Here is a 23,586-nt window from a genome sequence, read left to right on the forward strand (position 1 = left end):
CTTTATTCACTCGTTTTTGAGTGTGAATTTGTGTTTTGGTGGTGGGGTGCAGTCGTTTGACTGTTGTGGGTGTGGTTGCGGGCGTTGGTGTGTTCTTACTTTTTCCGTGTCAACTGGTGTGTTGTTTTGGTTGTTGTAAGTTTTCGGCCGGTTAGTGCCAGTTCCCTGAACACCTTGCGGTGCGTGTAGGTCTGGTCTATCGATCCCGTGGTCTGCGGGGGGCCTTATCCCTCTAAAAGGGTGAGAAACCTGGTCTTGGAGAAGGTTTCCCGCTTAGATGCTTTCAGCGGTTATCCTGTCCGAACGTGGCTATCCAGCGGTGCCCCTGGTGGGACAACTGGTGTACCAGAGGTTCGTCCGTCCCGGTCCTCTCGTACTAGGGACAGGTTTCCTCAAGTTTCTGACGCGCGCGGCGGATAGAGACCGAACTGTCTCACGACGTTCTAAACCCAGCTCGCGTGCCGCTTTAATGGGCGAACAGCCCAACCCTTGGGACCTGCTCCAGCCCCAGGATGCGACGAGCCGACATCGAGGTGCCAAACCATCCCGTCGATATGGACTCTTGGGGAAGATCAGCCTGTTATCCCCGGGGTACCTTTTATCCGTTGAGCGACACCCCTTCCACTCGGGGGTGCCGGATCACTAGTCCCGACTTTCGTCCCTGCTTGACATGTCCGTCTCGCAGTCAAGCTCCCTTGTGCACTTGCACTCAACACCTGATTGCCGTCCAGGTTGAGGGAACCTTTGGGCGCCTCCGTTACATTTTAGGAGGCAACCGCCCCAGTTAAACTACCCACCAGGCACTGTCCCTGGACCGGATATACGGTCCGAGGTTAGAAGTCCAATACGATCAGAGTGGTATTTCAACAATGACTCCACACTAACTGGCGTCAGTGTTTCACAGTCTCCCACCTATCCTACACAAACCGTATCGAACGCCAATACCAAGCTATAGTGAAGGTCCCGGGGTCTTTTCGTCCTGCCGCGCGTAACGAGCATCTTTACTCGTAGTGCAATTTCGCCGAGTCTATGGTTGAGACAGTTGAGAAGTCGTTACGCCATTCGTGCAGGTCGGAACTTACCCGACAAGGAATTTCGCTACCTTAGGATGGTTATAGTTACCACCGCCGTTTACTGGGGCTTAAATTCTCCGCTTCACCCCGAGGGGTTAACGGGTCCTCTTAACCTTCCAGCACCGGGCAGGCGTCAGTCCGTATACATCGTCTTGCGACTTCGCACGGACCTGTGTTTTTAGTAAACAGTCGCTTCTCACTGGTTTGTGCCACCCCCCACCGCTGCCGGCAGCAAGTGCCATGACAGTAGGAGGTCCCCCTTCTCCCGAAGTTACGGGGGTATTTTGCCGAGTTCCTTAACCATAGTTCACTCGTACGCCTTGGTATTCTCTACCTGACCACCTGTGTTGGTTTGGGGTACGGGCCGTGTATACGCTCGCTAGAGGCTTTTCTTGGCAGCAAAGGATCACCGAATTCGCCTCACTCGGCTATGCATCACCTCTCAGGATATGTGAAACGCGGATTTGCCTACGTTTCTCCCTACAGGTTTACCCCAGTATTACCACTGACTGGTACGGCTACCTACCTGCGTCACCCCATCGCTTGACTACTACCACCGAAGGTCCCGCGCAGCCCCAGAAACCGTCACCCCGAAGGGATCAGTGATTCTGGTTTTGGGCGGTTAGTACCGGTGATTCATCAGGGACGCTTATACACGGGTACGGGAATATCAACCCGTTGTCCATCGACTACGCCTGTCGGCCTCGCCTTAGGTCCCGACTCACCCTGGGCGGACTGGCCTGGCCCAGGAACCCTTGGTCTTTCGGCGGGCAAGGTTCTCACTTGCCTTATCGCTACTCATGCCTGCATTCTCACTCCCACACCCTCCACAGCTCCATTACCAGGCTGCTTCACCGGTGTGCAGGACGCTCCCCTACCCATCCAACGAGACGTTGAATGCCGCGGCTTCGGCGGTGTGCTTGAGCCCCGCTACATTATCGGCGCACAATCACTTGACCAGTGAGCTATTACGCACTCTTTCAAGGGTGGCTGCTTCTAAGCCAACCTCCTGGTTGTCTCTGCGACTGCACATCCTTTTCCACTTAGCACACGCTTAGGGGCCTTAGCCGGCGATCTGGGCTGTTTCCCTCTCGACGCACGGAGCTTATCCCCCGCCGTCTCACTGCCACGCTTTCACTTACCGGCATTCGGAGTTTGGCTGACGTCAGTAACCTAGTAGGGCCCATCGGCCATCCAGTAGCTCTACCTCCGGTAAGAAACACGTAACGCTGCACCTAAATGCATTTCGGGGAGAACCAGCTATCACGGAGTTTGATTGGCCTTTCACCCCTACCCACAACTCATCCCCTCAGTCTTCAACCTAAGTGGGTTCGGGCCTCCACGCGGTCTTACCCGCGCTTCACCCTGGCCATGGGTAGATCACTCCGCTTCGGGTCCAGAACACACCACTACACCACACACTATTGTGTGGATACGCCCTATTCAGACTCGCTTTCGCTACGGCTACCCCACCCGGGTTAACCTCGCGACATGTCCCTGACTCGCAGGCTCATTCTTCAAAAGGCACGCCATCACCCCACGACAAGTCGAAGGCTCTGACGGATTGTAAGCGCACGGTTTCAGGTACTCTTTCACTCCCCTCCCGGGGTACTTTTCACCATTCCCTCACGGTACTAATCCGCTATCGGTCACTGAGAAGTATTCAGGCTTACCGGGTGGTCCCGGCAGATTCACAGCAGATTCCACGGGCCCGCTGCTACTCGGGAACAGTTCCACAGGAGCCGCGATGTTTTCAGTTACGGGGCTCTCACCCACTACGGCAGACCATCCCAGGTCACTTCACCTAACACCACGGTTTATCACTCCCGCCCCGGCCGGCAGACCGAAGACGAAACGTCCCACAACACCGCACACACAACCCCTGCCGGGTATCACATGCATACGGTTTAGCCATCCTCCGCTTTCGCTCGCCACTACTCACGGAATCACAATTGTTTTCTCTTCCTACGGGTACTGAGATGTTTCACTTCCCCGCGTTCCCCCCCATACCCTATGTATTCAGGTATGGGTGACACGACATCACTCGTGCCGGGTTTCCCCATTCGGACATCCTCGGATCAACGCTCGGTTGACAGCTCCCCGAGGCATAACGCAGCCTCCCACGTCCTTCATCGGCTCCCAGTGCCAAGGCATCCACCATGCGCTCTTAAACACTTACAACACAAAAAACCAATTCGAAAAAAGAAATTGCACATCAACACACACACACACCCGCCAACCCCCGAAGAGGCCGACGCACATGTGCGTGCTAGATGCTCGCAACCACTATCCACAAATCAAACACCACACCCCACCACCAAAGATGGAGCAACAACACCCCTCCCACCCCACACAGGGGCCAGGGAACCACGGGCCTGTTGTCTCAAAGCCCAACAGTGTGTTTGGCAGCACCAGACAACCCCCCCAAAGGAAGGTCCCCGTCCTGGATGTTTGCTTGTCGTGCACCAGACCCCCACCCACTACAGGTGAAAAGGGCCATCCAACGAATCGCCTGACAATCAGCTCATCCCACACGATGTGGGGCCGGCCAGGTCTCGTGGTGCTCCTTAGAAAGGAGGTGATCCAGCCGCACCTTCCGGTACGGCTACCTTGTTACGACTTCGTCCCAATCGCCGATCCCACCTTCGACGGCTCCCTCCCACAAGGGGTTAGGCCACCGGCTTCGGGTGTTACCGACTTTCATGACGTGACGGGCGGTGTGTACAAGGCCCGGGAACGTATTCACCGCAGCGTTGCTGATCTGCGATTACTAGCGACTCCGACTTCACGGGGTCGAGTTGCAGACCCCGATCCGAACTGAGACCGGCTTTGAAAGGATTCGCTCCACCTCACGGCATCGCAGCCCTTTGTACCGGCCATTGTAGCATGTGTGAAGCCCTGGACATAAGGGGCATGATGACTTGACGTCATCCCCACCTTCCTCCGAGTTGACCCCGGCAGTCTCTCACGAGTCCCCACCATAACGTGCTGGCAACATGAGACAAGGGTTGCGCTCGTTGCGGGACTTAACCCAACATCTCACGACACGAGCTGACGACAGCCATGCACCACCTGCACACAGGCCACAAGGGAACCGACATCTCTGCCGGCGTCCTGTGCATGTCAAACCCAGGTAAGGTTCTTCGCGTTGCATCGAATTAATCCACATGCTCCGCCGCTTGTGCGGGCCCCCGTCAATTCCTTTGAGTTTTAGCCTTGCGGCCGTACTCCCCAGGCGGGGTACTTAATGCGTTAGCTACGGCACGGATCCCAAGGAAGGAAACCCACACCTAGTACCCACCGTTTACGGCGTGGACTACCAGGGTATCTAATCCTGTTCGCTCCCCACGCTTTCGCTCCTCAGCGTCAGTTACTGCCCAGAGACCCGCCTTCGCCACCGGTGTTCCTCCTGATATCTGCGCATTCCACCGCTACACCAGGAATTCCAGTCTCCCCTGCAGTACTCCAGTCTGCCCGTATCGCCCGCACGCCCACAGTTAAGCTGTGAGTTTTCACGAACAACGCGACAAACCACCTACGAGCTCTTTACGCCCAGTAATTCCGGACAACGCTCGCACCCTACGTATTACCGCGGCTGCTGGCACGTAGTTGGCCGGTGCTTCTTCTATAGGTACCGTCACTTACGCTTCGTCCCTACTGAAAGAGGTTTACAACCCGAAGGCCGTCATCCCTCACGCGGCGTCGCTGCATCAGGCTTGCGCCCATTGTGCAATATTCCCCACTGCTGCCTCCCGTAGGAGTCTGGGCCGTATCTCAGTCCCAGTGTGGCCGGACACCCTCTCAGGCCGGCTACCCGTCGTCGCCTTGGTAGGCCATTACCCCACCAACAAGCTGATAGGCCGCGGGCCCATCCCACACCGCAAAAGCTTTCCACCACACACCATGAAGCATGCGGTCCTATTCGGTATTAGACCCAGTTTCCCAGGCTTATCCCAAAGTGCAGGGCAGATCACCCACGTGTTACTCACCCGTTCGCCACTCGAGTCACTCCGAAGAGCACTTTCCGTTCGACTTGCATGTGTTAAGCACGCCGCCAGCGTTCGTCCTGAGCCAGGATCAAACTCTCCAAACAAAAACCCCTCGCAAAACGAGGCAGAATTCGAATCAGAAAAATCTGACCAGACAAAAAGACACCAAACAAACTGGCATCAAAAAACGACCACACCCCAACACGGGGGTACCAGAGCATGGCCAAAAAACAACAACAAACAAAAACCACCAAACACACTATTGAGTTCTCAAACAACACACCCCGGCAAGCTGCCGGCCGCGCGACTACCCCGCGACCGAAGGGCCGCGACGGAGTAGAGCGGACAGTAGGAACACCCTGTATTCCAGGGTTATTCCCGGGGATATCGTCGCGCTCTCCGGGCTGACCGGGTCGCGACGACTTGGAATAAGTTACAGAGGAGCTAACAGGGAGTCAAATCGCCTGCTAGATCGGCGTTTCGCCGCAGCTCCGAAGCCTCAAACCCGGTGTACCCCAGCGATATTCCGCTTCCCGCGCCGCAGCACCAGCCAGCGCCCGTGGAGGAAATGGGACGGTTGTGCCACCCAGTCCTCGCTGTCGATCTTCTCGTTGTTGACCGACACTCCGCCCTCGGCGATCGTCCGCTTTGCGGCACCCTTGCTCGCCGACAGTCCGGTGGCTACCAAAAGGTCGACGATCCCGTCCGCGCCGCCGGGCTCGAGCTCGGCCACTGAGGTTTCCCGCAGCGCCGCCGCCAGGGTCGGTTCGTCGAGCCGCGACAGCTCGCCTCGGCCGAACAACGCCTGCGACGCGTGCTCGACGGCCTCGGTCGCGGCCTGACCATGCACCAATGTGGTGAGCTCCTGGGCGAGTCGGCGCTGTCCGGCACGCTCGTGCGGCCGTTCCGCGGTGGCCTGCGCAAGCTCGGCGAGCTCTTCTGCCGACAGGAACGTGAACCAGCGCAGATACTTGACCACGTCGGCGTCGGCAGTATTGACGAAGTACTGGTACCAGGCATACGGGCTGGTCATCTCGGGATCCAGCCACAGGCTGCCGCCGCCGGTGGACTTGCCGAATTTCGTCCCGTCCGCCGCGGTGACCAGCGGCACCGTCAGCGCATGGACGCTCGCGCCCAGCGTCTGACGGGCCAGCCGCACGCCGGCGATGATGTTGCCCCACTGATCCGAACCGCCGATCTGCAGCGAGCAGCCGTAGCGCCGGTGCAGTTCGACATAGTCGTTCGCCTGCAGAAGCATGTAGCTGAATTCGGTATAGGAGATGCCGTCGCCCTCGAGGCGGCGCCGGATCGTGTCGCGGTCGAGCATCACGTTGACCGAGAAGTGCTTGCCGACGTCGCGCAGGAAATCGATGGCGCTCAGCTGCGCGGTCCACTCCAGGTTGTTCTCCACGATGGCGCCGCTGGGTGTGTCGTCGAAGTCCACGAACCGCTCCAGCTGGCCGCGGATCCGCTCGGCCCACTGGGCGACGGTGTCGGTGGTGTTCATGGTCCGCTCGCCGGTGTCACGCGGATCACCGATCATGCCGGTGGCGCCGCCGGCCAACACGATCGGCCGATGCCCGGCCCGCTGGAATCGCCGAAGTGTGAGCAACGGCACCAGATTTCCCGCGTGCAGGCTCGGGGCGGTCGGGTCGAATCCGCAATAGACCGTCATCGGTGGCTGCGCGGCCGCCGCAGCGAGCGCGTCGATATCGGTCGACTGCGCGATCAGTTCGCGCCAGCCCAACTCATCGAGAATCGTCGTGCCCATGCGTCGATCTTCCCGCATGGGGTGTACTCAGTCGCTCGCGCCCGGGATTGGCGCGCGGGGACTGCGGCGGTACGCCGATACCTCCGGCCGTCCGGTGAGCCACAATCGCCACGGCCGATCGGCCGCTTGCGACACCCCGACCCGCGGGCCGACGCTCTCCGAACCACCCGGGGCGCCGAGTTGAACCGTCACCGGTGAGGCCGGGTCGAAGACGTCGAGGCCGTTGTCCTCCATCACGATGCCAAGAGCCGAACACAGGTTGCCCGGGCCGCGGGCCAACGCCCTCGGGCGGACCAGCGGGCCGCGGCGGACCTGCGCCATGTCCAACCCCGACTCGATCGCCGCAGCCCGCAACAACACCGCTGCGGCCGTGCCATCTGGACCACACGACACATTCGCGCACACGTGGATGCCGTGGCTTCGATACGTGTAGAGGTGACCGGGCGGGCCGAACATCACCGCGTTGCGCAGGCCCGGACCCCGGTAGGAGTGCGCAGACGCGTCCGGCCACGGCCCGTCCGGCGGACCGCCGTATGCCTCGACCTCGACAATCAGCGCGCTGACGCCCCGGCAGCTGATCACCCCGCCGAGCAGCAGCCGCGCCGCCGAGACGGGGTCGGTGTTCAGCTCATCGGCACCCATCGGAAGAAATTCTGCCCCAGGCATTGACCCGCGCTCCGCCGGGGAGGATTATTCATCACATGATGAGTTCATCGGATGGTGAATTAATGTCCACCGGCCGAGCCGAGCCGGCCATCGATATCGAGAACCTGCGCGTGATCCGCGGCAAAAGGGTCGCGCTGCACGACATCTCGGTGACGATCCCCCGCGGCTCGATCACCGGATTGCTGGGTCCATCGGGCTGTGGCAAGACCACGCTGATGCGCAGCATCGTCGGCACCCAGATCGTTGCGTCGGGCACCGTGACCGTCCTCGGGCATCCGGCCGGCTCCCCCGCCTTGCGGCACCGGGTCGGCTACGTCACTCAGGACCCGACGATCTACAACGACCTGCGGGTGATCGACAACGTCCGCTACTTCGCCGCTCTCTACGGCGCCGCCCCCCAGACCGCCGACCGCGCCGTCGACGACGTCGGGCTGCGGGATCACGCCGGGGCCTATTGCGGCAACCTTTCCGGCGGCCAGCGCACCCGGGTGTCGCTGGCCTGCGCCCTGGTCTGTCAGCCCGACCTGCTGGTGCTCGACGAACCGACCGTCGGCCTGGATCCCGTACTGCGCGTGGACCTGTGGGCTCAATTCGACGAGCTGGCCCGCCGGGGCGCCACCCTGCTGGTATCCAGTCATGTGATGGACGAGGCCGACCACTGCGCCGGCCTGCTGCTCATGCGCGAAGGCCGGCTGCTGGCCCACACCACTCCCACCCGACTGCGAGAGGACACCGGATGCACGTCACTCGAGGAAGCGTTCCTGTCCATCATCAGGCACAGCACCGCGGCGTCAGCAAGCTGAGGCTCCGTCCCTCCCTGGGCGCCTATCTGGCCACCACGGGCCGCATCCTGCGCCAATTGCGCGCTGATCGGCGAAGTGTCGCAATGATTCTCGTGGTGCCCAGCGCAGTGATCACGCTGATGTACTTCATGTTCGACGACGTACCGAAGTTCCCGGGCGCGGTCTCGCCGTTTCAAACCGCATGCCTGATCCTGCTCGGGCTGTTCCCGCTGTTCGTGATGTTCCTGATCACCTCGATCACCATGCAGCGCGAGCGATCGTCGGGCACGTTGGAGCGAATCCTGACCACCCCGCTACGCCGGCTGGATCTACTTGCCGCCTACGGCTCGGCCTTCTCGATCGCGGCCGCCGCGCAAGCGATCCTGGCCTGCATCGTCGCCTTCTGGTTGCTGGGCTTCGACACCAAGGGCAGCCCGGTCTGGGTGTTCGTCATCGCCGTGATCAACGCGGTGCTGGGGGTCGGACTAGGTCTGTTGGCCAGTGCGTTCGCCCGCACCGAGTTTCAGGCTGTGCAGTTCATGCCGGTGTTCATCGTTCCGCAGTTGCTGCTGGCGGGAATCATCGTGCCGCGCAATCAGATGCCGACGTGGCTGGAGTGGATCAGCAACGCGATGCCGGCCAGTTATGCGCTGGAGGCGCTGCAACAAGTCAACGCCCACACCGGCCTGACGAGCATCGCGATCCGGGATATCGTCATCGTTCTCGCCTTCGCTGTGGCGGCGATGGCGCTGGCTGCGGTGACCCTGCGGCGGCGCACCCCGTGACAGCCGAACCCCGACAGTCGAAGCGTCCGGGACGCCCCCGCGGCACCTCCGACACTCGTGAACGGATCCTCGTCAACGCTCGAGAGCTGTTCGCCCGCAACGGTATCGACAAGACATCGATCCGGTCGATCGCTGCGGCCGCCGGCGTCGACTCGGCGCTGGTGCACCACTACTTCGGCACCAAGGAGCAGCTGTTCGCCGCGGCGATCAACATCCCGATCGACCCGATGACGATTCTGGTTCCACTGCGTGACACCCCGGTCGAGGAGCTCGGGCATGTGCTGCCGTCGATCCTGTTGCCACTGTGGGATTCGGAGATGGGCACCGGGCTCATCGCCACGATGCGCTCGCTGCTCGCCGGCTCCGACATCAGCCTGGTCCGCTCGTTCCTGCAAGAGGTCATCACCGGCGAAGTCGCGCCCCGCGTGGACAACCCAGCGGGCAGTGGTCGGCTGCGGGTGCAGTTCGTGGCCTCGCAACTGGTGGGCGTGGTGATGGCGCGCTACATCATCGGGCTGGAGCCGTTCGCGTCGCTACCGCCGCAACAGATCGCCGAGACCATCGCACCCACCCTGCAGCGCTATCTCACCGGAGACCTGCCGCTGTCCTGATCGGTCACCCCAGAATCGGGAAGCGTCGCTGCCGGGACAATCGATTCAGCGCGCGTTGCATGACCCGCCGGACGTGGGTGTCGACCTCGTCTACATCGGGGTTCTCGCCGAAGTCCTTGGGGTCGACCGGGTCCAGAACCTCCATCACGATCTTCGACGGGAGCGGGAAGTTCGGCGGCAGGGTTACCGTCAGCCCGAACGGGAGGCCCACCGTCGCGGGCAGAATGTCCATCCGAATCTTGGTCAGCCCCAACAATTGTGCGAACCGCGTGCCGCGACCGAGGAAGAACTGCGTTTCCTGGGCGCCGATCGAGACCATCGGCACAATCGGCACACCGGTTTCGATGGCGATGCGCGCGTAACCCGTGCGACCGTCGAAGTCGATGGCGTTCTGCCGCGTCGTGGGCCGGTAGGCGTCGTAGTCGCCGCCCGGGAAGACCAGCACGACCGCCCCCGCGTTCAGCGCCGCCCTGGCCGTGTCCGGACTCGCGTGCACCACACCGAGGCGCGGCAGCAGCGGACCCCACGGCGCGATGAAGATCCCGTAGTGAGCCAGCGTGTAGAGCGGCCGGTCGTAACCGAATCTGGCGTAGAACGCCGGACCGAAGATCGGCACATCGGGCGTCAACATTCCGCCGGAGTGGTTGCACACCAACAGCGCACCGCCGGTCGGCGGAACCAACTCGAGACCGCGCACCTCGGCGCGAAAGTACAACCGCAACAACGGCCACATCGGGGCCAGGACTTGTCGGGTGAAAGACGGATCCCACTTGGCGAGTTCGCCGGGAAGCTGCGCGGCGACGACGGTGTCCCCCATGGCGCAACGGTACGCCCGAGAGGCAGCGCGGTCAGGAGTCCGCGGCCGCCATCAGTCGCTCATGCTCCTCGGGCGCGACGTCGACGGCCTCGTCGACCAGCAGCACCGGGATGCCGTCCTCGATGCGGTAGGCCTTGTGCAGGCGCGGGTTGTAGAGCAGTCCGTCGACAAGTATCAGCGGCCCGCGGTCTGCGGGGCACACCAGAATGGTCAGCAGCTTCTCGTCGAGCATGTAGCGGCTACGGGCTCGGCGCCGGCGGAATCGCCGGAGCGTTGTTGCCGCCGATGGTCGCGGCGCCGTCGCTTGGCATCTGACCGGCACCCATCACAGCGTTGTTCTGCTGCCGCTGTTGCGCCTGCTGCAGGAGCTGCATCTGGGCGAACACCTTCTGCTGGTAGCTCAGCGTGTTCTGGAGCGCATCGATCAGCGGCTTTTGATTCGGGCGGTACTGCAGCGCGTTCTGAATCTCGGCGATGTTGGTCTTGGACGGCTTGATGCCCTGCGCGCGCAGCTTCATCACCGACTTGATCAGGTTCGACAGCTGACCCCCGCCGGAGCCCTGGTCGTATTCCTGGTCGATGAAGGCGATCAGCTGATCGGCGCTCTGAAACTGCGGGACGCCGGTATCGGAAGCCGGTGCCGCCGGGGTCGGCGACGGCGCGGTGGCCGGATCGGCCAGCGCCGCCGCCTGCGTGCCGACGCCGACCAGCAGCCCAGCGGTCAGGGCACAGATCGCCGTGCCGCGGACGGCGCGACGCCAGTGACGTGAAACGGTCTGGGTTGTCATGCATTCCTCCGGCGCGTGGGCAGCTGCGACTATCGGCGAGCCTAACAGCGCCGCGCGACCTCGGCAGAGGCTCAGTTCTCGGTCCCGCTCGAGTCATCGGTACCGCGAAGCCGAGCGCGTGCCGAAGCCGTCAAGCGCTTGTACTTCCCCGTATCGGGCTCTAAAAGCCAGGCGTTACGCGTCGCCTTCGGTATCCCCTCCGCCCGCAACGCCGACACGGTCGGGCGGCAGGTGGCGCTGAGCGGGATCTCGGGCACCACGTGGACGAGGTCGGGCGCCAGTCCCACCGGCATCGACGCGAACGCGTCGGTCAGATCCGCCGTGGTGACGGTCATTCCCTGGCGCAGCGTGATCGCGGTGACAGCGACGACGCCGCCGGGCACCTCGACGCCGTAGGTGGCGGCGAGGTCGACGACGGCGATCCGGTTGGCGGCGTCGGTGACCGCCTCCGGGAACACCACACCGCGCTCGGTGCGGATGAGCAGCGGGCGGTTGCCCAACAGCCAGAAATCGCCATCGGCGTCTCGGCGGAACACATACTCCGTGGAGATCCAGGTGTCGCCGGGGGCGAACACCCCGCGCTTGACCGACGCCGTCGGGTCGATGGGGCCCCATGGCCGGGCCAGCAGCACACCGACCTCGTTCGGCTCGGCCACCGCGACGAACCCACGGTCGTCTTCGATGATCAGGTCCTCGTCGGCGTCATAGGCCGCCAGTTCGACCTGCCCACCCCCGGGCAGCGGCCGGCCCTTGCTGCCGATCTTGAGCCCCGCCACGTTGGCCAGCACGGCCTGACCATCGGTGGTGGCGAAGAACTCGACGACGTTGGCCGGGCTGAAGGCGTCGACGGTCCGCTGCCACAGCCCGGGCGGCATGCCCGAGCCGATGAACAGCCGCACCGGATGGTTGCCGCGCATGAAAAGGCCGGAGTCGTCGGCAGTGTCATCCAAGATGGCACGCAGCATCGTCCAGGTGTAGGAGACGACGGTGACGCCGTACTGGCGGATCTCGGCGAGGAAGCGGTCCGGACGCAACCCGCGCGACAACGCGATCCGCGTGCCGCCTACCACCGCGCCGCCGAGGCTGACCAGCAGGCCGGACTGGTGATGCAAGGGCGTCAGGCAGTACACGGTGTCACCACGGCCCAGCGCAGCGGCCGAGGCGGTGCCGAACGCCGACAACGCCCAGCGGTAGTTGGTGATCTGCTTGGGCACCAGCACGCCGCCGACGGTGTTGAACGCGACGAACGCCAGATCGCGGGCGAAGCCCGGATTGGGGCGGTACCAGCCGGGCAGTTCGACGATGTCCGGGTCGATCTTCTCCATGTCGACGACGTCGCTGTCGGCGGCCAGATTCAGGTCCCGGCTCTCGCCGCCGCCCAGAACCAGCACCTTGACCGGCAACTTGCGGGCCGCGTCGAGGTTGCCGGGGTCGGTGACGACCTCGGCGACGCCCCCGATCCGGACCGCTTCGTCGAGGTCGGCGTCGGGCGGCATCAGCACCGCCACCGCGCCGAGGCGGGACAGCGCGGCGATCGCCACCAGCGCCGACGGCCGGGTGTCCATCAGGACGCCGACCCGCACGCCCTGGCGAACGCCGACCGAGATCAAGCCTCGGACCACGTTGTTGATCCGTCGGTTCACTGCTTCGTAGGTATGCACCCGGCCGTCGAACAGCAGGAACTCGCCGTTGGGGGCTTCGCCGGCCTGCTCGTCGATGATCCGGCCCAGCGAGATCCGGGTGTGGTCGTTGATCTGGCCCAGCCGGGTCAGCCGCGGCAGCGTGCGGGCGGTCTCCACCGCCAGCGTGCGCATCGACTTGCGGGTGTTCACCACCGCACCCGCCGCGCCGCGGGCCAGCGACCAGGCGACTTCGGAGGCCTCGGCCATGCTGTGCATCACGCGCGCGGACAGGGCGACCCCGGAGTCGTCGGGCTCGGCATCGCTGTCCAGCATCGGCGCGATATTCGCCGGCCGGGCGTCCTCCCCGGATAGCCAGCGCACCCAGTCAGCCACCGTCGGCCATGTCGACGTCGCCGCCTTGGATCCCACCACCAGTCCGAAGTGGCCGGCCCGAATCATCACCTCGTAGACGTCGGCGCCGGGAGCGGCGCGCTTGATGCCACGCACCGACGCGGGCTGGCCGATGTCGTCGACCTCACCAACGAACGCCAGCACCGGGCAGGTGATATCGGACAGCGTCACCAACTGACCGTTGATCGCGAAACCGCCGGACATCATCCGGTTGTGCGCGATGAACTGCTTGAGCAACTCCGACACCGCGGGACCGGACCAGGCGATCCAGCCCTCGGAGTCCAGGAAGCGCCGCTGCTGCTCGCGTGGGAGCAGCGCGTCGCGGTCGTGCAGCTGGCGCAGGAAATCGATGCGCGCCTTCGCGGTCTTGAGCGGGTCGAGCATCTGAAAGCCGGTGCGGGCCAACCAACCCGGGATGTCGATGCGGTTGAACACGTGATCGGCCATGAAGTCCGCCGCCACCGCGCCGATGTTGGGTGGGATGCCCAACGGCAGCGCGGCCAACGTGTCCACCGGGGCACCGAATGCGACGATGCTCGCGATGTCCTTGGTGCGCCGGTAGGCCGCGGTCTGGTAGCAGAACATGCCGCCTTGGGAGTAGCCGGCAAGGTGGATGCTCTGACCGGTGATGTCCCTGACGGTGTCGATGGCCTCGTTGAGGGCGACGATGTGGTCGGTGAGGTTGCGCTCCATGCCGCCCTCGATCTCGTCGGGCGAGCCGAAGTCGATCACCCACGGGTCGATGCCCGCCTCGTGCAGGATGCCGACGGCGCCGTCCTCGCGGGTGACGTCCCACATGTTGGCCGACATCATCATCGGGTGGACCATCAGCACCGGCGGGCCGGCAGGCTTTTGGCCGGGCCTGCTGTCCGGCGGGAAATAGCGGCGGAGCTTGTACATGGTCTTGTCTTCGACGATCTGGAAGGGTGACGGCACCGCCCCGGTCTCCAGACCGCCCCAGCGCAGTACCTCGAAACCGTTCTGGGCCGTCGCCATCAGCCGTTCCACAGGCCTGGTGACCGCCGACAAGTTCAGATCCACGGCTGCTCCCCTGTCCCACATCGCTGCTGCATAAGGCCCCGACAGCCAGCACATCATGGCATAACGCCGAACCGCTTCCGTTCGCTTTGAGCCCTGACCAGTAGCCTGTTGCCAGTGGCACACCTGCTCGGCGCCGAAGCGCTCCATCTCGAATATCCGACTCAGGTGGTCTTCGAATCCGTGACCGTCGGTGTGAACGACGGTGCCCGTATCGGGATTGTCGGGCGCAACGGCGACGGCAAGTCCAGCCTGATGGCGATGCTGACCGGGCGGCTCTCGCCCGATTCGGGCCGGGTGACCCGGCGCGGCGGGCTGCGCGTCACCGCTCTCGACCAGGCCGACACCATGCCGCCCCAGAGCACCGTCGGTGAACTGCTCGTCGGCGACATCCCCGAGCACGAATGGGCGGGCAACCCCCGCATCCGCGACGTCGTCGCCGGACTGGTGGCCGATCTCGACTGGCAGTCGCCGATGTCCGCGCTGTCCGGCGGGCAGCGTCGGCGGGTGCAGTTGGCAGCGCTGCTGATCGGAGACTGGGACGTTATCGCCCTCGACGAGCCGACCAACCACCTCGACATCGAAGGCATCACCTGGCTGGCCGAGCACCTCAAGTCGCGGTGGCCGCGCAATGCCGGGGGCCTGCTTCTGGTCACTCACGACCGCTGGTTCCTCGACGAGGTCGCCGACACCACGTGGGAGGTGCACGACGGGGTCGTCGAGCCGTTCGACGGCGGATACGCGGCGTATGTGCTCCAGCGCGTCGAACGCGACCGTGTCGCCGCCGCCGCGGAGGCCAAGCGGCAGAACCTGATGCGCAAGGAACTGGCCTGGCTGCGTCGCGGCGCCCCGGCCCGAACGTCCAAGCCGAAATTCCGCATTGACGCGGCCAACCAGCTGATCGAAGACGTGCCGCCGCTTCGCAACGGGGTCGAGTTGGCCAAGCTGGCCACTGCACGGCTGGGCAAGGACGTCATCGACCTGCTCGACGTGTCGGTCGCTTATGACGGTAAACCCGTTCTCCGCGATGTGGAATGGCGCATTGCGCCTGGTGAACGCACCGGCATCGTCGGCGCCAACGGCGCGGGAAAGTCGACGCTGCTGGGGTTGATCGCGGGAACGCTGAACCCCGATTCGGGCCGGGTCAAGCGCGGCAAGACGGTGCGGCTGGCGATGCTCGACCAGCAATCCAGTCAGCTCACCGAGATCGCCGACGACATGGTCCGCGAAGTCGTCGGTCGGCTCAAGACCGATTACCAGGTGGACGGCAAGGACATCACCCCCACACAGTTGTTGGAGCGCTTGGGTTTTCGCCGAGAGCAGCTCTCGTCGCGGGTCGGTGAGCTCTCGGGAGGACAGCGCAGGCGACTGCAGTTGATGCTGACGCTGCTGGAGGAGCCCAACGTCTTGGTGCTCGACGAGCCGACCAACGACGTCGACATCGACATGCTGTCGGCCACCGAGGATCTGCTCGACTCATGGCCGGGCACTCTGATCGTGGTCTCCCACGATCGGTACCTGCTCGAGCGGGTCACCGATCAGCAGTACGCCATCCTCGACGGCCACTTGCGGCATCTGCCGGGCGGGATCGACGAGTACCTGCGCATCAAGGCGCGCCGGGAGTCTGCCGGTGGTGCGTCGACACCAGCGCGACAAGAAGCTGCCGCGCCGGCGCTGTCGGGTGCCGAATTGCGCGGTGTGGAAAAGGAAATCGCATCCCTGGACCGGGCGCTGAGCAAACTGAGCGACCGGGTGAACGCCAAACACGTCGAATTGGCCGAGCATGACCAGTCCGACCATGTCGGCTTGGGCAAGCTGACGCAGCAGCTGCGCGATCTGGAGGCCGAGGTGGCCGAGAAGGAGAACCGCTGGCTGGAGCTGTCCGAGCTGGTCGACTAGCTCAGCGGCGCAGTCGAATTCGCAGCCTCTCGACGCTGTCCCGCACCACACCGAGCTGATTGGCCACCTGGATCGGGGCAGTGCCGCCGCGGGCATCGCGGGAGGACACCGACCCTTCGACGGTCAGCACGTCACGCACCTCGGGGGTCAGCTCACCACTGATCCCGGCCAGTTCGGAATCGGTGAGCTCGTCTAGGCCCACGCCGCGACCCTCGGCGGCACGCACCGCCGCACCGGCCGCTTCGTGCGCCACCCGAACGGCACGCCGCGACGGACCAGCCATTCGGCGACGTCGGTGGCCAGGGTGTAGCCGGCCGGCGCCAGCGCAGCCATCCGGTCGGTGTCGAAGCGCAGGGTCGCGACCAGCCCGGCCATTGCGGGCAGAACGAGTTCCAGCTGCGCAACGGAGTCGAACAACGGCTCCTTGTCCTCCTGCAGGTCGCGGTTGTAGGCCAGCGGCTGCGCCTTGAGTGTGGCCAGCAGCCCGGCGAGGTTGCCGATCAACCGGCCGGCCTTGCCGCGGGCCAGTTCGGCGATGTCCGGATTCTTCTTCTGCGGCATGATGGAGCTGCCGGTCGACCACGAGTCGTGCAATGTCACGTAGCCGAATTCGGTTGTGCTCCAGAGGATGATGTCCTCGGCGAGACGAGACAGGTCGACCCCGATCATCGCCAGCACGAAGGCGGCCTCGGCGGCGAAGTCCCGGGATGCCGTCGCGTCGATCGAATTATCCGCCGCAGCAGCGAATCCCAGCTCCGCGGCGATGGCGTCAGGATTCAGGCCCAGCGAGGACCCCGCGAGGGCACCCGAGCCGTACGGCGAGACCGCGGTGCGGTCGTCGAAGTCGGCGATGCGGTCGACGTCTCTGAGCAACGGGTGTGCGTGCGCCAGCAGGTGGTGCGCCAGCAGCACCGGCTGTGCGGCCTGCAGGTGGGTCTTGCCCGGCATGATCGCAGTGGGATGCGCGGCAGCCTGGGTCGCCAGTGCTCCGACCACTTCGAGCGCACCGTCGGCGATCCGGCGCATCGCGTCCCGCAGCCACATCCGAAAGAGGGTGGCCACCTGATCGTTTCGGGAACGCCCGGCCCGCAGTCGGCCGCCGAGCTCGGGACCCACGCGGTCGATGAGGCCGCGCTCCAGCGCCCCGTGCACGTCCTCGTCGGTGTCCAGCGGGGTGAAGCTGCCGTCGGAGACGTCGTTGCCCAGGCTGTCGAGGCCGGCGAGTAACCCGTCGCGCTGCTCGTCGGTCAGCAGGCCCGCGGCGTGCAGCACCTTGGCGTGCGCCTTCGAGGCCGCGACGTCATAGGGCGCCAGCACCCAGTCGAAGTGGGTGGACTTGCTCAGCGCCGCCAGCGCGGGCGCCGGCCCGTCGGCGAAGCGGCCACCCCACAGCGAGCCCTCGTTGGTGCTCACGTCTGATTGCCTGCCAAGTCCCGGCGCGCGGCGATCTTCGACGACAGTCCGTGCACGTGGACGAAACCCTTGGCCGACGACTGGTCGAACGTGTCGCCCTCGTCGTAGGTCGCGAGATTGAAGTCGTACAGCGATGTCGGGCTGCGCCGGCCGTTGACCGCAATGTGCCCGCCGTGCAACACCATCCGGATCTCACCGGTCACGTGCTGCTGGGTGTCGGCGACGAACGCCTCCAGCGACCGCTTCAGCGGTGAGAACCACAGACCGTCGTACACCAGCTCGCCCCACTTGCGGTCGGTCCCGCGCTTGAACCGGCCGAGCTCGCGCTCCAGGGTCACGTGCTCGAGCTCGGTGTGGGCGGTGATCAGCACCATGGCGCCGGGGGCCTCGTAGATCTCCCGGCTCTTGATGCCGACGAGGCGGTCCTCGACGACGTCGAGGCGACCGACGCCCTGGGCGCCTGCGCGGCGGTTGAGCTCCTCGATGGCCTGCAGGACAGTGACCGAATTACCGTCGATCGAGACCGGCACACCGCGCTCGAAGCCGACGATCACCTCGTCGGGGGTGCTCCAGTTCAGGGTCGGGTCTTCGGTGTAGTCGTAGACGTCCTTGGTCGGCGCGTTCCAGAGGTGTTCCAGGAAGCCGGTTTCCACCGCCCGGCCCCAGACATTCTGGTCGATGGAGAACGGCGAGCGCTTGGTGACGTTGATCGGGATGGCGTTCTCTTCGGCGAAGGCGATCGCTTTCTCCCGGGTCCAGGCGTAGTCGCGGACCGGCGCCAGCACCTCGAGATCCGGGGCGAGCGAGGCAAATCCGACCTCGAAGCGGACCTGGTCGTTGCCCTTGCCGGTGCAGCCGTGCGCGACGATGCCGCCGCGGTGTTCACGCGCCGCGGTCACCAGGTGCTTGACGATCAGCGGCCGGCTCAGCGCGGACACCAGCGGGTAACGGTCCATGTAGAGGGCGTTGGACTGGATGGCCGGCAGGCAGTACTGCTCGGCGAACTCGTCGCGGGCATCGACCACGACCGCTTCGACGGCACCGCAATCCAGGGCGCGCTGGCGGACGACCTCCATATCCTCGCCGCCCTGGCCGAGGTCGATGGCCACGGCCACCACCTCTTTGCCGGTCTCCTTGCCGATCCAGCTGATGGCCACCGAGGTGTCCAGGCCACCGGAATACGCCAAGATGACGCGTTCGGACATGAAGTGCTCCTTAGTCTTTGGTCTAGCGGATTTAGTTCTCTTAGTGGATGGTTTCGAACATGGTGGCCAGTTGCGCGCCGGTCATCGGCTCGCGGGCCACCACCAGGATTGTGTCGTCACCGGCGACGGTACCCACGACGTCGGGCAGCGCGGCCCGGTCGATGGCACTGGCCAGATAGTGCGCCGCACCGGGCGGGGTGCGCAGCACGGCCAGGTTTCCGCTGGCGTCGGTGGACACCAGCAGATCACCGAGGAGACGCGACACCCGCTCGGTGCCGCCGGACACCCCGCGCACCGGGCTGCCGTCCTCGGGCACGACGTAGACGCCGCTGCCGCCGTCGGCGCCGCGCAGCTTGACCGCGCCGAGCTCTTCCAGGTCGCGTGACAAGGTGGCCTGCGTGACCTCAATGCCCTCGTCGCCGAGCAGCGCGGCGAGTTCGCTCTGGCTGTGCACCGACCGCGAGGACAGCAGCGCCACGATCCGGGCCTGCCGCCCGGCTCGCGTGGTGCTGACCTCGCTGGTCACCGCTTCTCCAACAGCCACACCAGCAGCGCTTTCTGCGCGTGCAGCCGATTCTCGGCCTCGTCCCACACCGCGCTGTGTGTGCTGTCGATCACCTCGTCGGTGATTTCGTGGCCGCGGTGGGCCGGAAGACAGTGCAGCACAACCGCTTCGGAGTCGGCCTGGTTGAGCAGTGCGGCGTTGAGCTGGAACGGCCGGAACGGCAGCACCCGGTCCAGTCCGTCGTTCTCCTGACCCATCGACGTCCAAGTGTCGGTGACCAGCACGTCGGCGCCCTTCGCGCCGGCCACTGGATCGGCGGTGAGCGTGACGGTTGCACCGGTCTGCCGGCCGCGGTGTTCGGCGGCGGCGACGAACAGCGGGTGCGGCTCGAATCCCGCCGGCGCGGCGATAGTGACGTGGATACCGGCCGTCACCCCGCCGAGCATCAGAGAGTGCGCCATGTTGTTGGCGCCGTCGCCGAAGTAGGTCATCCGCAGTCCGTTCAGCGAGCCCTTCCGTTCGGCCAGGGTCTGCAGGTCGGCCAGCACCTGGCACGGGTGAAACTCATCGGAGAGCGCGTTGACCACGGGAACCGTTGCCGCCGAGGCCATTGCGTTCAACCGCTGTTGAGCGAACGTGCGCCAGACGATCGCATCGACGTAGCGAGAGAGCACCCGCCCGGTGTCCTCGAGGGTCTCTTCACGGCCCAGCTGGGTGGCGCGGCCGTCGACCACGACCGCGTGTCCGCCGAGCTGGGCGATGCCCACCTCGAAGGAGAACCGGGTGCGGGTGGAGTTCTTGTCGAAGATGACCGCCACCCCGCGCGGGCCCTCCAGCGGCCGCCGGCTCATCGGCTCCTTCTTCAGAGTTGCTGCGAGCTCGAGGATTTCGGCCTGTTCCGCGGGTTGCAGGTCGTCGTCGCGCAGGAAGTGTCGCACTGTGCTCATCGGGCCGCCTCATCCAGGATCGCGGGTAGTACGTTGAGGAAGCTGTCGATCTCCGCTTCGGTGATGATCAGGGGTGGAGCGAGCCGCACCACGTCCGGTGCTGCGGCGTTGACCAGGAAACCGGCCTCGCGGGCGGCGGTTTCGACGACCTTGCCCTGCGGGGCGGTCAGCACCACGCCGCGCAGCAGGCCCCGGCCGCGGACATGGTCGACCAACGGGTGACCCAGCGCCTCGATGCCGTGGCTCAGCGCCTTGCCCAGCACGTCGGCCCGGGTGACCAGATCCTCTTGCGCCAGCACCTTGAGCACCGCCAGTGCGGCCGCGGTGCATACCGGATTGCCGCCGAAGGTGCTGCCGTGCAACCCCGGCGTCAGCAGGTCGGCGGTCGGGCCGATGGCCAGGCAGGCGCCGATCGGCAGTCCCCCACCGAGACCCTTTGCCAACGTGACGATGTCGGGTGTGATGCCGTCGTGCTGGTGGGCATAGAAAGCACCAGTACGCCCGACGCCGGTCTGCACCTCGTCAAGGACCAGCAGGGCGCCGTGGCGGCTGGTGATGTCGCGGGCCGCCACCAGGTAGCCCTCGGGTGGCACCACGACGCCGCCCTCGCCCATGATCGGTTCGAGGAACACCGCGGCGGTCTCCTCGGTGACAGCTTGTTCGAGCGCCGCGACGTCCCCGTAGGGCACGTGCGTGACGTAACCCGGAAGCGGCTCGAACGGTGCCTGCTTGGCGGGCTGCCCGGTCAAAGCCAGCGCGCCCATGGTGCGGCCGTGGAATGCATTCTTAGCGGCGACGAGCTTGGTGCGCCCAGTCAGCCGAGTGATCTTGAAGGCGACCTCGTTGGCCTCGGCGCCGGAGTTGCAAAAGAACGCCCGCGCCGGGGTGCCTAGCTGGTCAACCAGCGCCTCGGCCAAGGCAATTCCCGGCTCGGTGGCATACAGGTTCGACGTGTGGCCCAGCGTGTTCAGCTGAGTGGTGACCGCGTCGATGATCGCCGGATGCCGGTGGCCGAGGATGTTGACCGCGATGCCGCCCAGCAGATCGAGGTAGGTCTTGCCGTTCTCATCGGTCACCACGGCGCCTTCACCGCTGGCCAGTGCCAGGGGCGGGGTTCCGTAGTTGTCCATCATCACGTCGGCCCAACGTTCGAGCAGCGTCATCAGGGAATCACCTTCGTTCCGGTGCCTTCGTCGGTGAACAGCTCGACGAGCACGCAGTGTTCGACGCGGCCGTCGATCACGTGTGCGCTGGGAACCCCGCCCTCGACGGCCCGCAGGCAGGCCTCGATCTTGGGGATCATGCCGCTTTCCAGGTTGGGCAACAGCTTGGTCAAGGCGACGGTATCGATCTGGCTCACCAGGGAGTCGCGGTCGGGCCAGTCGGTGTACAGACCTTCGACGTCGGTGAGCATCAACAGCTTCTCGGCGCCCAGCGCCCTGGCCACTGCGGCAGCGGCGGTATCGGCGTTGATGTTGTGCACCACACCGTCGACGTCGGGCGCGATGGTCGAGATGACCGGGATACGCCCGGCCGCAATGAGATCCAGCACCGCTGCGGTGTTCACGTGTTCGACGTCGCCGACCAGGCCGATGTCGGTGAGGACACCGTCGACGGTCACGCCGCGCCGCACTGCCGTGAACAATTGGGCGTCCTCGCCGGTGATGCCGACGGCGTACGGGCCGTGAGCGTTGATCAGGTTCACCAGTTCGCGACCGACCTGACCGAACAGCACCATCCGCGCGATGTCGAGCACCTCGGGCGTGGTGACCCGGAAGCCGCCCTTGAATTCTCCGGCGATACCAAGCTTTTTGAGCATCGCACTGATTTGCGGGCCGCCACCGTGCACGACGACAGGGTGGACACCGGTGTTGCGCAGGAACACCATGTCGTCGGCGAACGCGGCCTTCAGCCGGTCGTCGGTCATCGCGTTGCCACCGTATTTGACGACGACGATCTTGTCGTTGAGCTGCTTGAGCCAGGGCAGCGCCTCGGCGAGCACCGCGGCCTTGGTGTTCACGGTCGCGGTCATGAGCTGTAGGCCGAATTCTCTTCGACGTAGGCGTGCGAGAGGTCGGTGGTGCGGATGGTCGCCTCTCCGTCGCCGAGCTTGAGGTCCACGGTCACCGCAATGTCCGCACCCGACAGGTCCACGTCGCGGGCACCGGGCGCGCCGGCGCCGTCGATGCACACCGGGAACCCGTTGAACGACACGGTGATCCGCTGCGGATCGATCGCGAACGGGACCATGCCGACCGCGGCCAGCACCCGGCCCCAGTTCGGGTCGGAACCGAACAGCGCAGTCTTGACCAGGCTGTCGCGGGCGACGATACGGGCGGCAGTGACCGCGTCGTCGTCGCCCGGCGCGCCGGTGACGGTGATCGCGATGCGCTTGGTGACCCCTTCGGCGTCGGCCTGCAGTTGTGCGCAGAGGTCGTCGCACACCCGCAGCACGGCCGCGTCCAGATCCTCCTGGCTGGGCGCGATCTCACTGGCGCCGGAGGCCAGCAGGAGCACGGTGTCGTTGGTGGAGCAGCTGCCGTCGACGTCGAGGCGGTCGAAGGTCCTGGCGGTGGCTCGACGCAGCGCGGTGTCCAGGGCGGCGGCGTCGGCCACCGCGTCGGTGGTCAGCACCACCAGCATCGTGGCCAGCGACGGGGCCAACATGCCGGCCCCCTTGGCCATGCCGCCGATGGTCCAGTTCTCCCCCGACTCGATGGAGTGATGCAGCGCAACCTGTTTGGGCACCGTGTCGGTCGTCATGATGGCACGCGCGGCTTCCTCACCGCCGGTCAGCCCGCCGCCGAGTTCGTGGACGATGTCGGTGACACCGGGCAGCACTTTTTCCATCGGCAGCCGGTCGCCGATCAGGCCTGTCGAGCAGATCGCGACCTCGATCGGACCGGTCTCGGTGCCCCAACGCGACAGTGCTGCGGCAACGGCCTCGGCGGTCGCGTGGGTGTCCTGGAAGCCACCAGCGCCGGTACAGGCGTTGGCGCCACCGGAGTTCAACAGCACCGCGCGCAGCCGCCCGCTGGTGAGCACCTGCTGGCTCCACAGCACCGGCGCCGCTTTGACCTGGTTACGGGTGAACACCCCGGCGGCCGCATAGTCGGGGCCTTCGTTGAACACCAACGCCAGGTCGAGCGCGCCGGACGCCTTGATACCGGCGGCAATTCCCGTCGCACGGAATCCAGCCGGCGCCGTAACCCCCTGTGTGCGAACCAGTTTCGTCTCGTTAGTGCCCATTCCCGGGTCGCTCCG

General features: G+C 65.1%; 16 protein-coding genes, 2 rRNA genes and 1 pseudogene. 4 read left to right on the plus strand and 15 right to left on the minus strand.

Going from position 1 to position 23,586, the window contains the following annotated elements; genetic code table 11:
- Window positions 1-131: 131 nt before the first annotated feature.
- The 4 genes from AB431_RS17790 to AB431_RS17805 form a co-directional block, all read right to left on the minus strand.
- A 23S ribosomal RNA gene (locus AB431_RS17790) occupies window positions 132-3,254 on the minus strand.
- Between the two features lie 390 nt (window positions 3,255-3,644).
- Window positions 3,645-5,166 (minus strand): 16S ribosomal RNA (locus tag AB431_RS17795).
- Together the 16S and 23S rRNA genes form the textbook arrangement of a ribosomal RNA operon.
- Before the next feature lie 395 nt (window positions 5,167-5,561).
- On the minus strand, window positions 5,562-6,833 hold the full coding sequence (gene tyrS / locus AB431_RS17800) for a tyrosine--tRNA ligase (RefSeq protein WP_047331051.1): 1,272 nt from the start codon (window positions 6,831-6,833) through the stop codon (window positions 5,562-5,564).
- Window positions 6,834-6,860: 27 nt separating this feature from the next.
- A complete protein-coding gene (locus AB431_RS17805) occupies window positions 6,861-7,475 on the minus strand; it encodes a DNA-3-methyladenine glycosylase (protein ID WP_047331052.1) in 615 nt (204 codons plus the stop codon).
- Window positions 7,476-7,534: 59 nt separating this feature from the next.
- Here AB431_RS17805 and AB431_RS17810 point away from each other — a divergent pair, with 59 nt between their 5' ends.
- From AB431_RS17810 to AB431_RS17820, 3 genes are read left to right on the plus strand one after another with little or no spacing between them, the layout of a single operon-like run.
- On the plus strand, window positions 7,535-8,302 hold the full coding sequence (locus AB431_RS17810) for an ABC transporter ATP-binding protein (RefSeq protein WP_047331053.1): 768 nt from the start codon (window positions 7,535-7,537) through the stop codon (window positions 8,300-8,302).
- The gene (locus AB431_RS17815) at window positions 8,236-9,066 is read left to right on the plus strand and encodes an ABC transporter permease (RefSeq protein ID WP_082135719.1); all 831 of its coding nucleotides are present in this window, start codon (window positions 8,236-8,238) and stop codon (window positions 9,064-9,066) included. The genes AB431_RS17810 and AB431_RS17815 overlap by 67 nt, the downstream gene beginning before the upstream one ends.
- A complete protein-coding gene (locus tag AB431_RS17820) occupies window positions 9,063-9,677 on the plus strand; it encodes a TetR family transcriptional regulator (protein ID WP_047331055.1) in 615 nt (204 codons plus the stop codon). The genes AB431_RS17815 and AB431_RS17820 overlap by 4 nt, the downstream gene beginning before the upstream one ends.
- A gap of 4 nt (window positions 9,678-9,681) precedes the next feature.
- Here AB431_RS17820 and AB431_RS17825 read toward each other — a convergent pair whose 3' ends face one another.
- The 4 genes from AB431_RS17825 to AB431_RS17840 form a co-directional block, all read right to left on the minus strand.
- On the minus strand, window positions 9,682-10,494 hold the full coding sequence (locus tag AB431_RS17825; RefSeq protein ID WP_047331056.1) for a lysophospholipid acyltransferase family protein: 813 nt from the start codon (window positions 10,492-10,494) through the stop codon (window positions 9,682-9,684).
- A 31-nt stretch (window positions 10,495-10,525) separates the two neighbouring features.
- Complete coding sequence (locus tag AB431_RS17830; RefSeq protein ID WP_047331057.1) at window positions 10,526-10,726, minus strand: Trm112 family protein; 201 nt, start codon at window positions 10,724-10,726, stop codon at window positions 10,526-10,528.
- Between the two features lie 7 nt (window positions 10,727-10,733).
- Complete coding sequence (locus AB431_RS17835; protein WP_052960314.1) at window positions 10,734-11,282, minus strand: hypothetical protein; 549 nt, start codon at window positions 11,280-11,282, stop codon at window positions 10,734-10,736.
- 71 nt (window positions 11,283-11,353) lie between these two features.
- Entirely contained in the window at window positions 11,354-14,311 is a 2,958-nt protein-coding gene (locus tag AB431_RS17840) for an acyl-CoA synthetase (protein ID WP_235435945.1), read from the minus strand.
- Window positions 14,312-14,470: 159 nt separating this feature from the next.
- Here AB431_RS17840 and AB431_RS17845 point away from each other — a divergent pair, with 159 nt between their 5' ends.
- Entirely contained in the window at window positions 14,471-16,252 is a 1,782-nt protein-coding gene (locus AB431_RS17845; RefSeq protein ID WP_047331058.1) for an ABC-F family ATP-binding cassette domain-containing protein, read from the plus strand.
- A 1-nt stretch (window position 16,253) separates the two neighbouring features.
- Here the strand turns inward: AB431_RS17845 and argH are convergent.
- The 7 genes and pseudogenes from argH to argJ form a co-directional block, all read right to left on the minus strand.
- Window positions 16,254-17,665, minus strand: a pseudogene (gene argH / locus AB431_RS17850) (argininosuccinate lyase).
- Window positions 17,662-18,870, minus strand: a complete 1,209-nt coding sequence (locus AB431_RS17855) for an argininosuccinate synthase (protein WP_047331059.1) — start codon at window positions 18,868-18,870, stop codon at window positions 17,662-17,664. Before AB431_RS17855 ends, argH begins: the two are co-directional and overlap by 4 nt.
- Window positions 18,871-18,910: 40 nt before the next feature.
- Complete coding sequence (locus tag AB431_RS17860) at window positions 18,911-19,414, minus strand: arginine repressor (RefSeq protein WP_082135720.1); 504 nt, start codon at window positions 19,412-19,414, stop codon at window positions 18,911-18,913.
- On the minus strand, window positions 19,393-20,322 hold the full coding sequence (gene argF / locus AB431_RS17865) for an ornithine carbamoyltransferase (RefSeq protein ID WP_047331061.1): 930 nt from the start codon (window positions 20,320-20,322) through the stop codon (window positions 19,393-19,395). The genes AB431_RS17860 and argF overlap by 22 nt, the downstream gene beginning before the upstream one ends.
- A complete protein-coding gene (locus tag AB431_RS17870) occupies window positions 20,319-21,485 on the minus strand; it encodes an acetylornithine transaminase (RefSeq protein WP_047331062.1) in 1,167 nt (388 codons plus the stop codon). Before AB431_RS17870 ends, argF begins: the two co-directional genes overlap by 4 nt.
- Window positions 21,485-22,354, minus strand: a complete 870-nt coding sequence (gene argB, locus AB431_RS17875; protein WP_047331063.1) for an acetylglutamate kinase — start codon at window positions 22,352-22,354, stop codon at window positions 21,485-21,487. The genes AB431_RS17870 and argB overlap by 1 nt, the downstream gene beginning before the upstream one ends.
- Window positions 22,351-23,571: a bifunctional glutamate N-acetyltransferase/amino-acid acetyltransferase ArgJ gene (gene argJ, locus AB431_RS17880; protein ID WP_047331064.1), complete on the minus strand. Its 1,221-nt coding sequence runs from the start codon at window positions 23,569-23,571 to the stop codon at window positions 22,351-22,353. The genes argB and argJ overlap by 4 nt, the downstream gene beginning before the upstream one ends.
- Between the last annotated feature and the right edge of the window lie 15 nt (window positions 23,572-23,586).

The sequence above is a fragment of the Mycobacterium sp. EPa45 genome (assembly GCF_001021385.1).
Classification (GTDB): Bacteria; Actinomycetota; Actinomycetes; order Mycobacteriales; family Mycobacteriaceae; genus Mycobacterium.

Bases quoted from the DNA above. Each gene is read 5' to 3' on its own strand.
- tyrS (WP_047331051.1), bottom strand. From the start codon at position 6,833: ATGGGCACGACGATTCTCGATGAGTTGGGCTGGCGCGAACTGATCGCG.
- AB431_RS17805 (WP_047331052.1), bottom strand. From the start codon at position 7,475: ATGGGTGCCGATGAGCTGAACACCGACCCCGTCTCGGCGGCGCGGCTG.
- AB431_RS17810 (WP_047331053.1), top strand. From the start codon at position 7,535: ATGATGAGTTCATCGGATGGTGAATTAATGTCCACCGGCCGAGCCGAG.
- AB431_RS17815 (WP_082135719.1), top strand. From the start codon at position 8,236: ATGCACGTCACTCGAGGAAGCGTTCCTGTCCATCATCAGGCACAGCAC.
- AB431_RS17825 (WP_047331056.1), bottom strand. From the start codon at position 10,494: ATGGGGGACACCGTCGTCGCCGCGCAGCTTCCCGGCGAACTCGCCAAG.
- AB431_RS17830 (WP_047331057.1), bottom strand. From the start codon at position 10,726: ATGCTCGACGAGAAGCTGCTGACCATTCTGGTGTGCCCCGCAGACCGC.
- AB431_RS17835 (WP_052960314.1), bottom strand. From the start codon at position 11,282: ATGACAACCCAGACCGTTTCACGTCACTGGCGTCGCGCCGTCCGCGGC.
- AB431_RS17840 (WP_235435945.1), bottom strand. From the start codon at position 14,311: ATGGCGACGGCCCAGAACGGTTTCGAGGTACTGCGCTGGGGCGGTCTG.
- AB431_RS17855 (WP_047331059.1), bottom strand. From the start codon at position 18,870: ATGTCCGAACGCGTCATCTTGGCGTATTCCGGTGGCCTGGACACCTCG.
- argF (WP_047331061.1), bottom strand. From the start codon at position 20,322: ATGAGCACAGTGCGACACTTCCTGCGCGACGACGACCTGCAACCCGCG.
- AB431_RS17870 (WP_047331062.1), bottom strand. From the start codon at position 21,485: ATGACGCTGCTCGAACGTTGGGCCGACGTGATGATGGACAACTACGGA.
- argB (WP_047331063.1), bottom strand. From the start codon at position 22,354: ATGACCGCGACCGTGAACACCAAGGCCGCGGTGCTCGCCGAGGCGCTG.
- argJ (WP_047331064.1), bottom strand. From the start codon at position 23,571: ATGGGCACTAACGAGACGAAACTGGTTCGCACACAGGGGGTTACGGCG.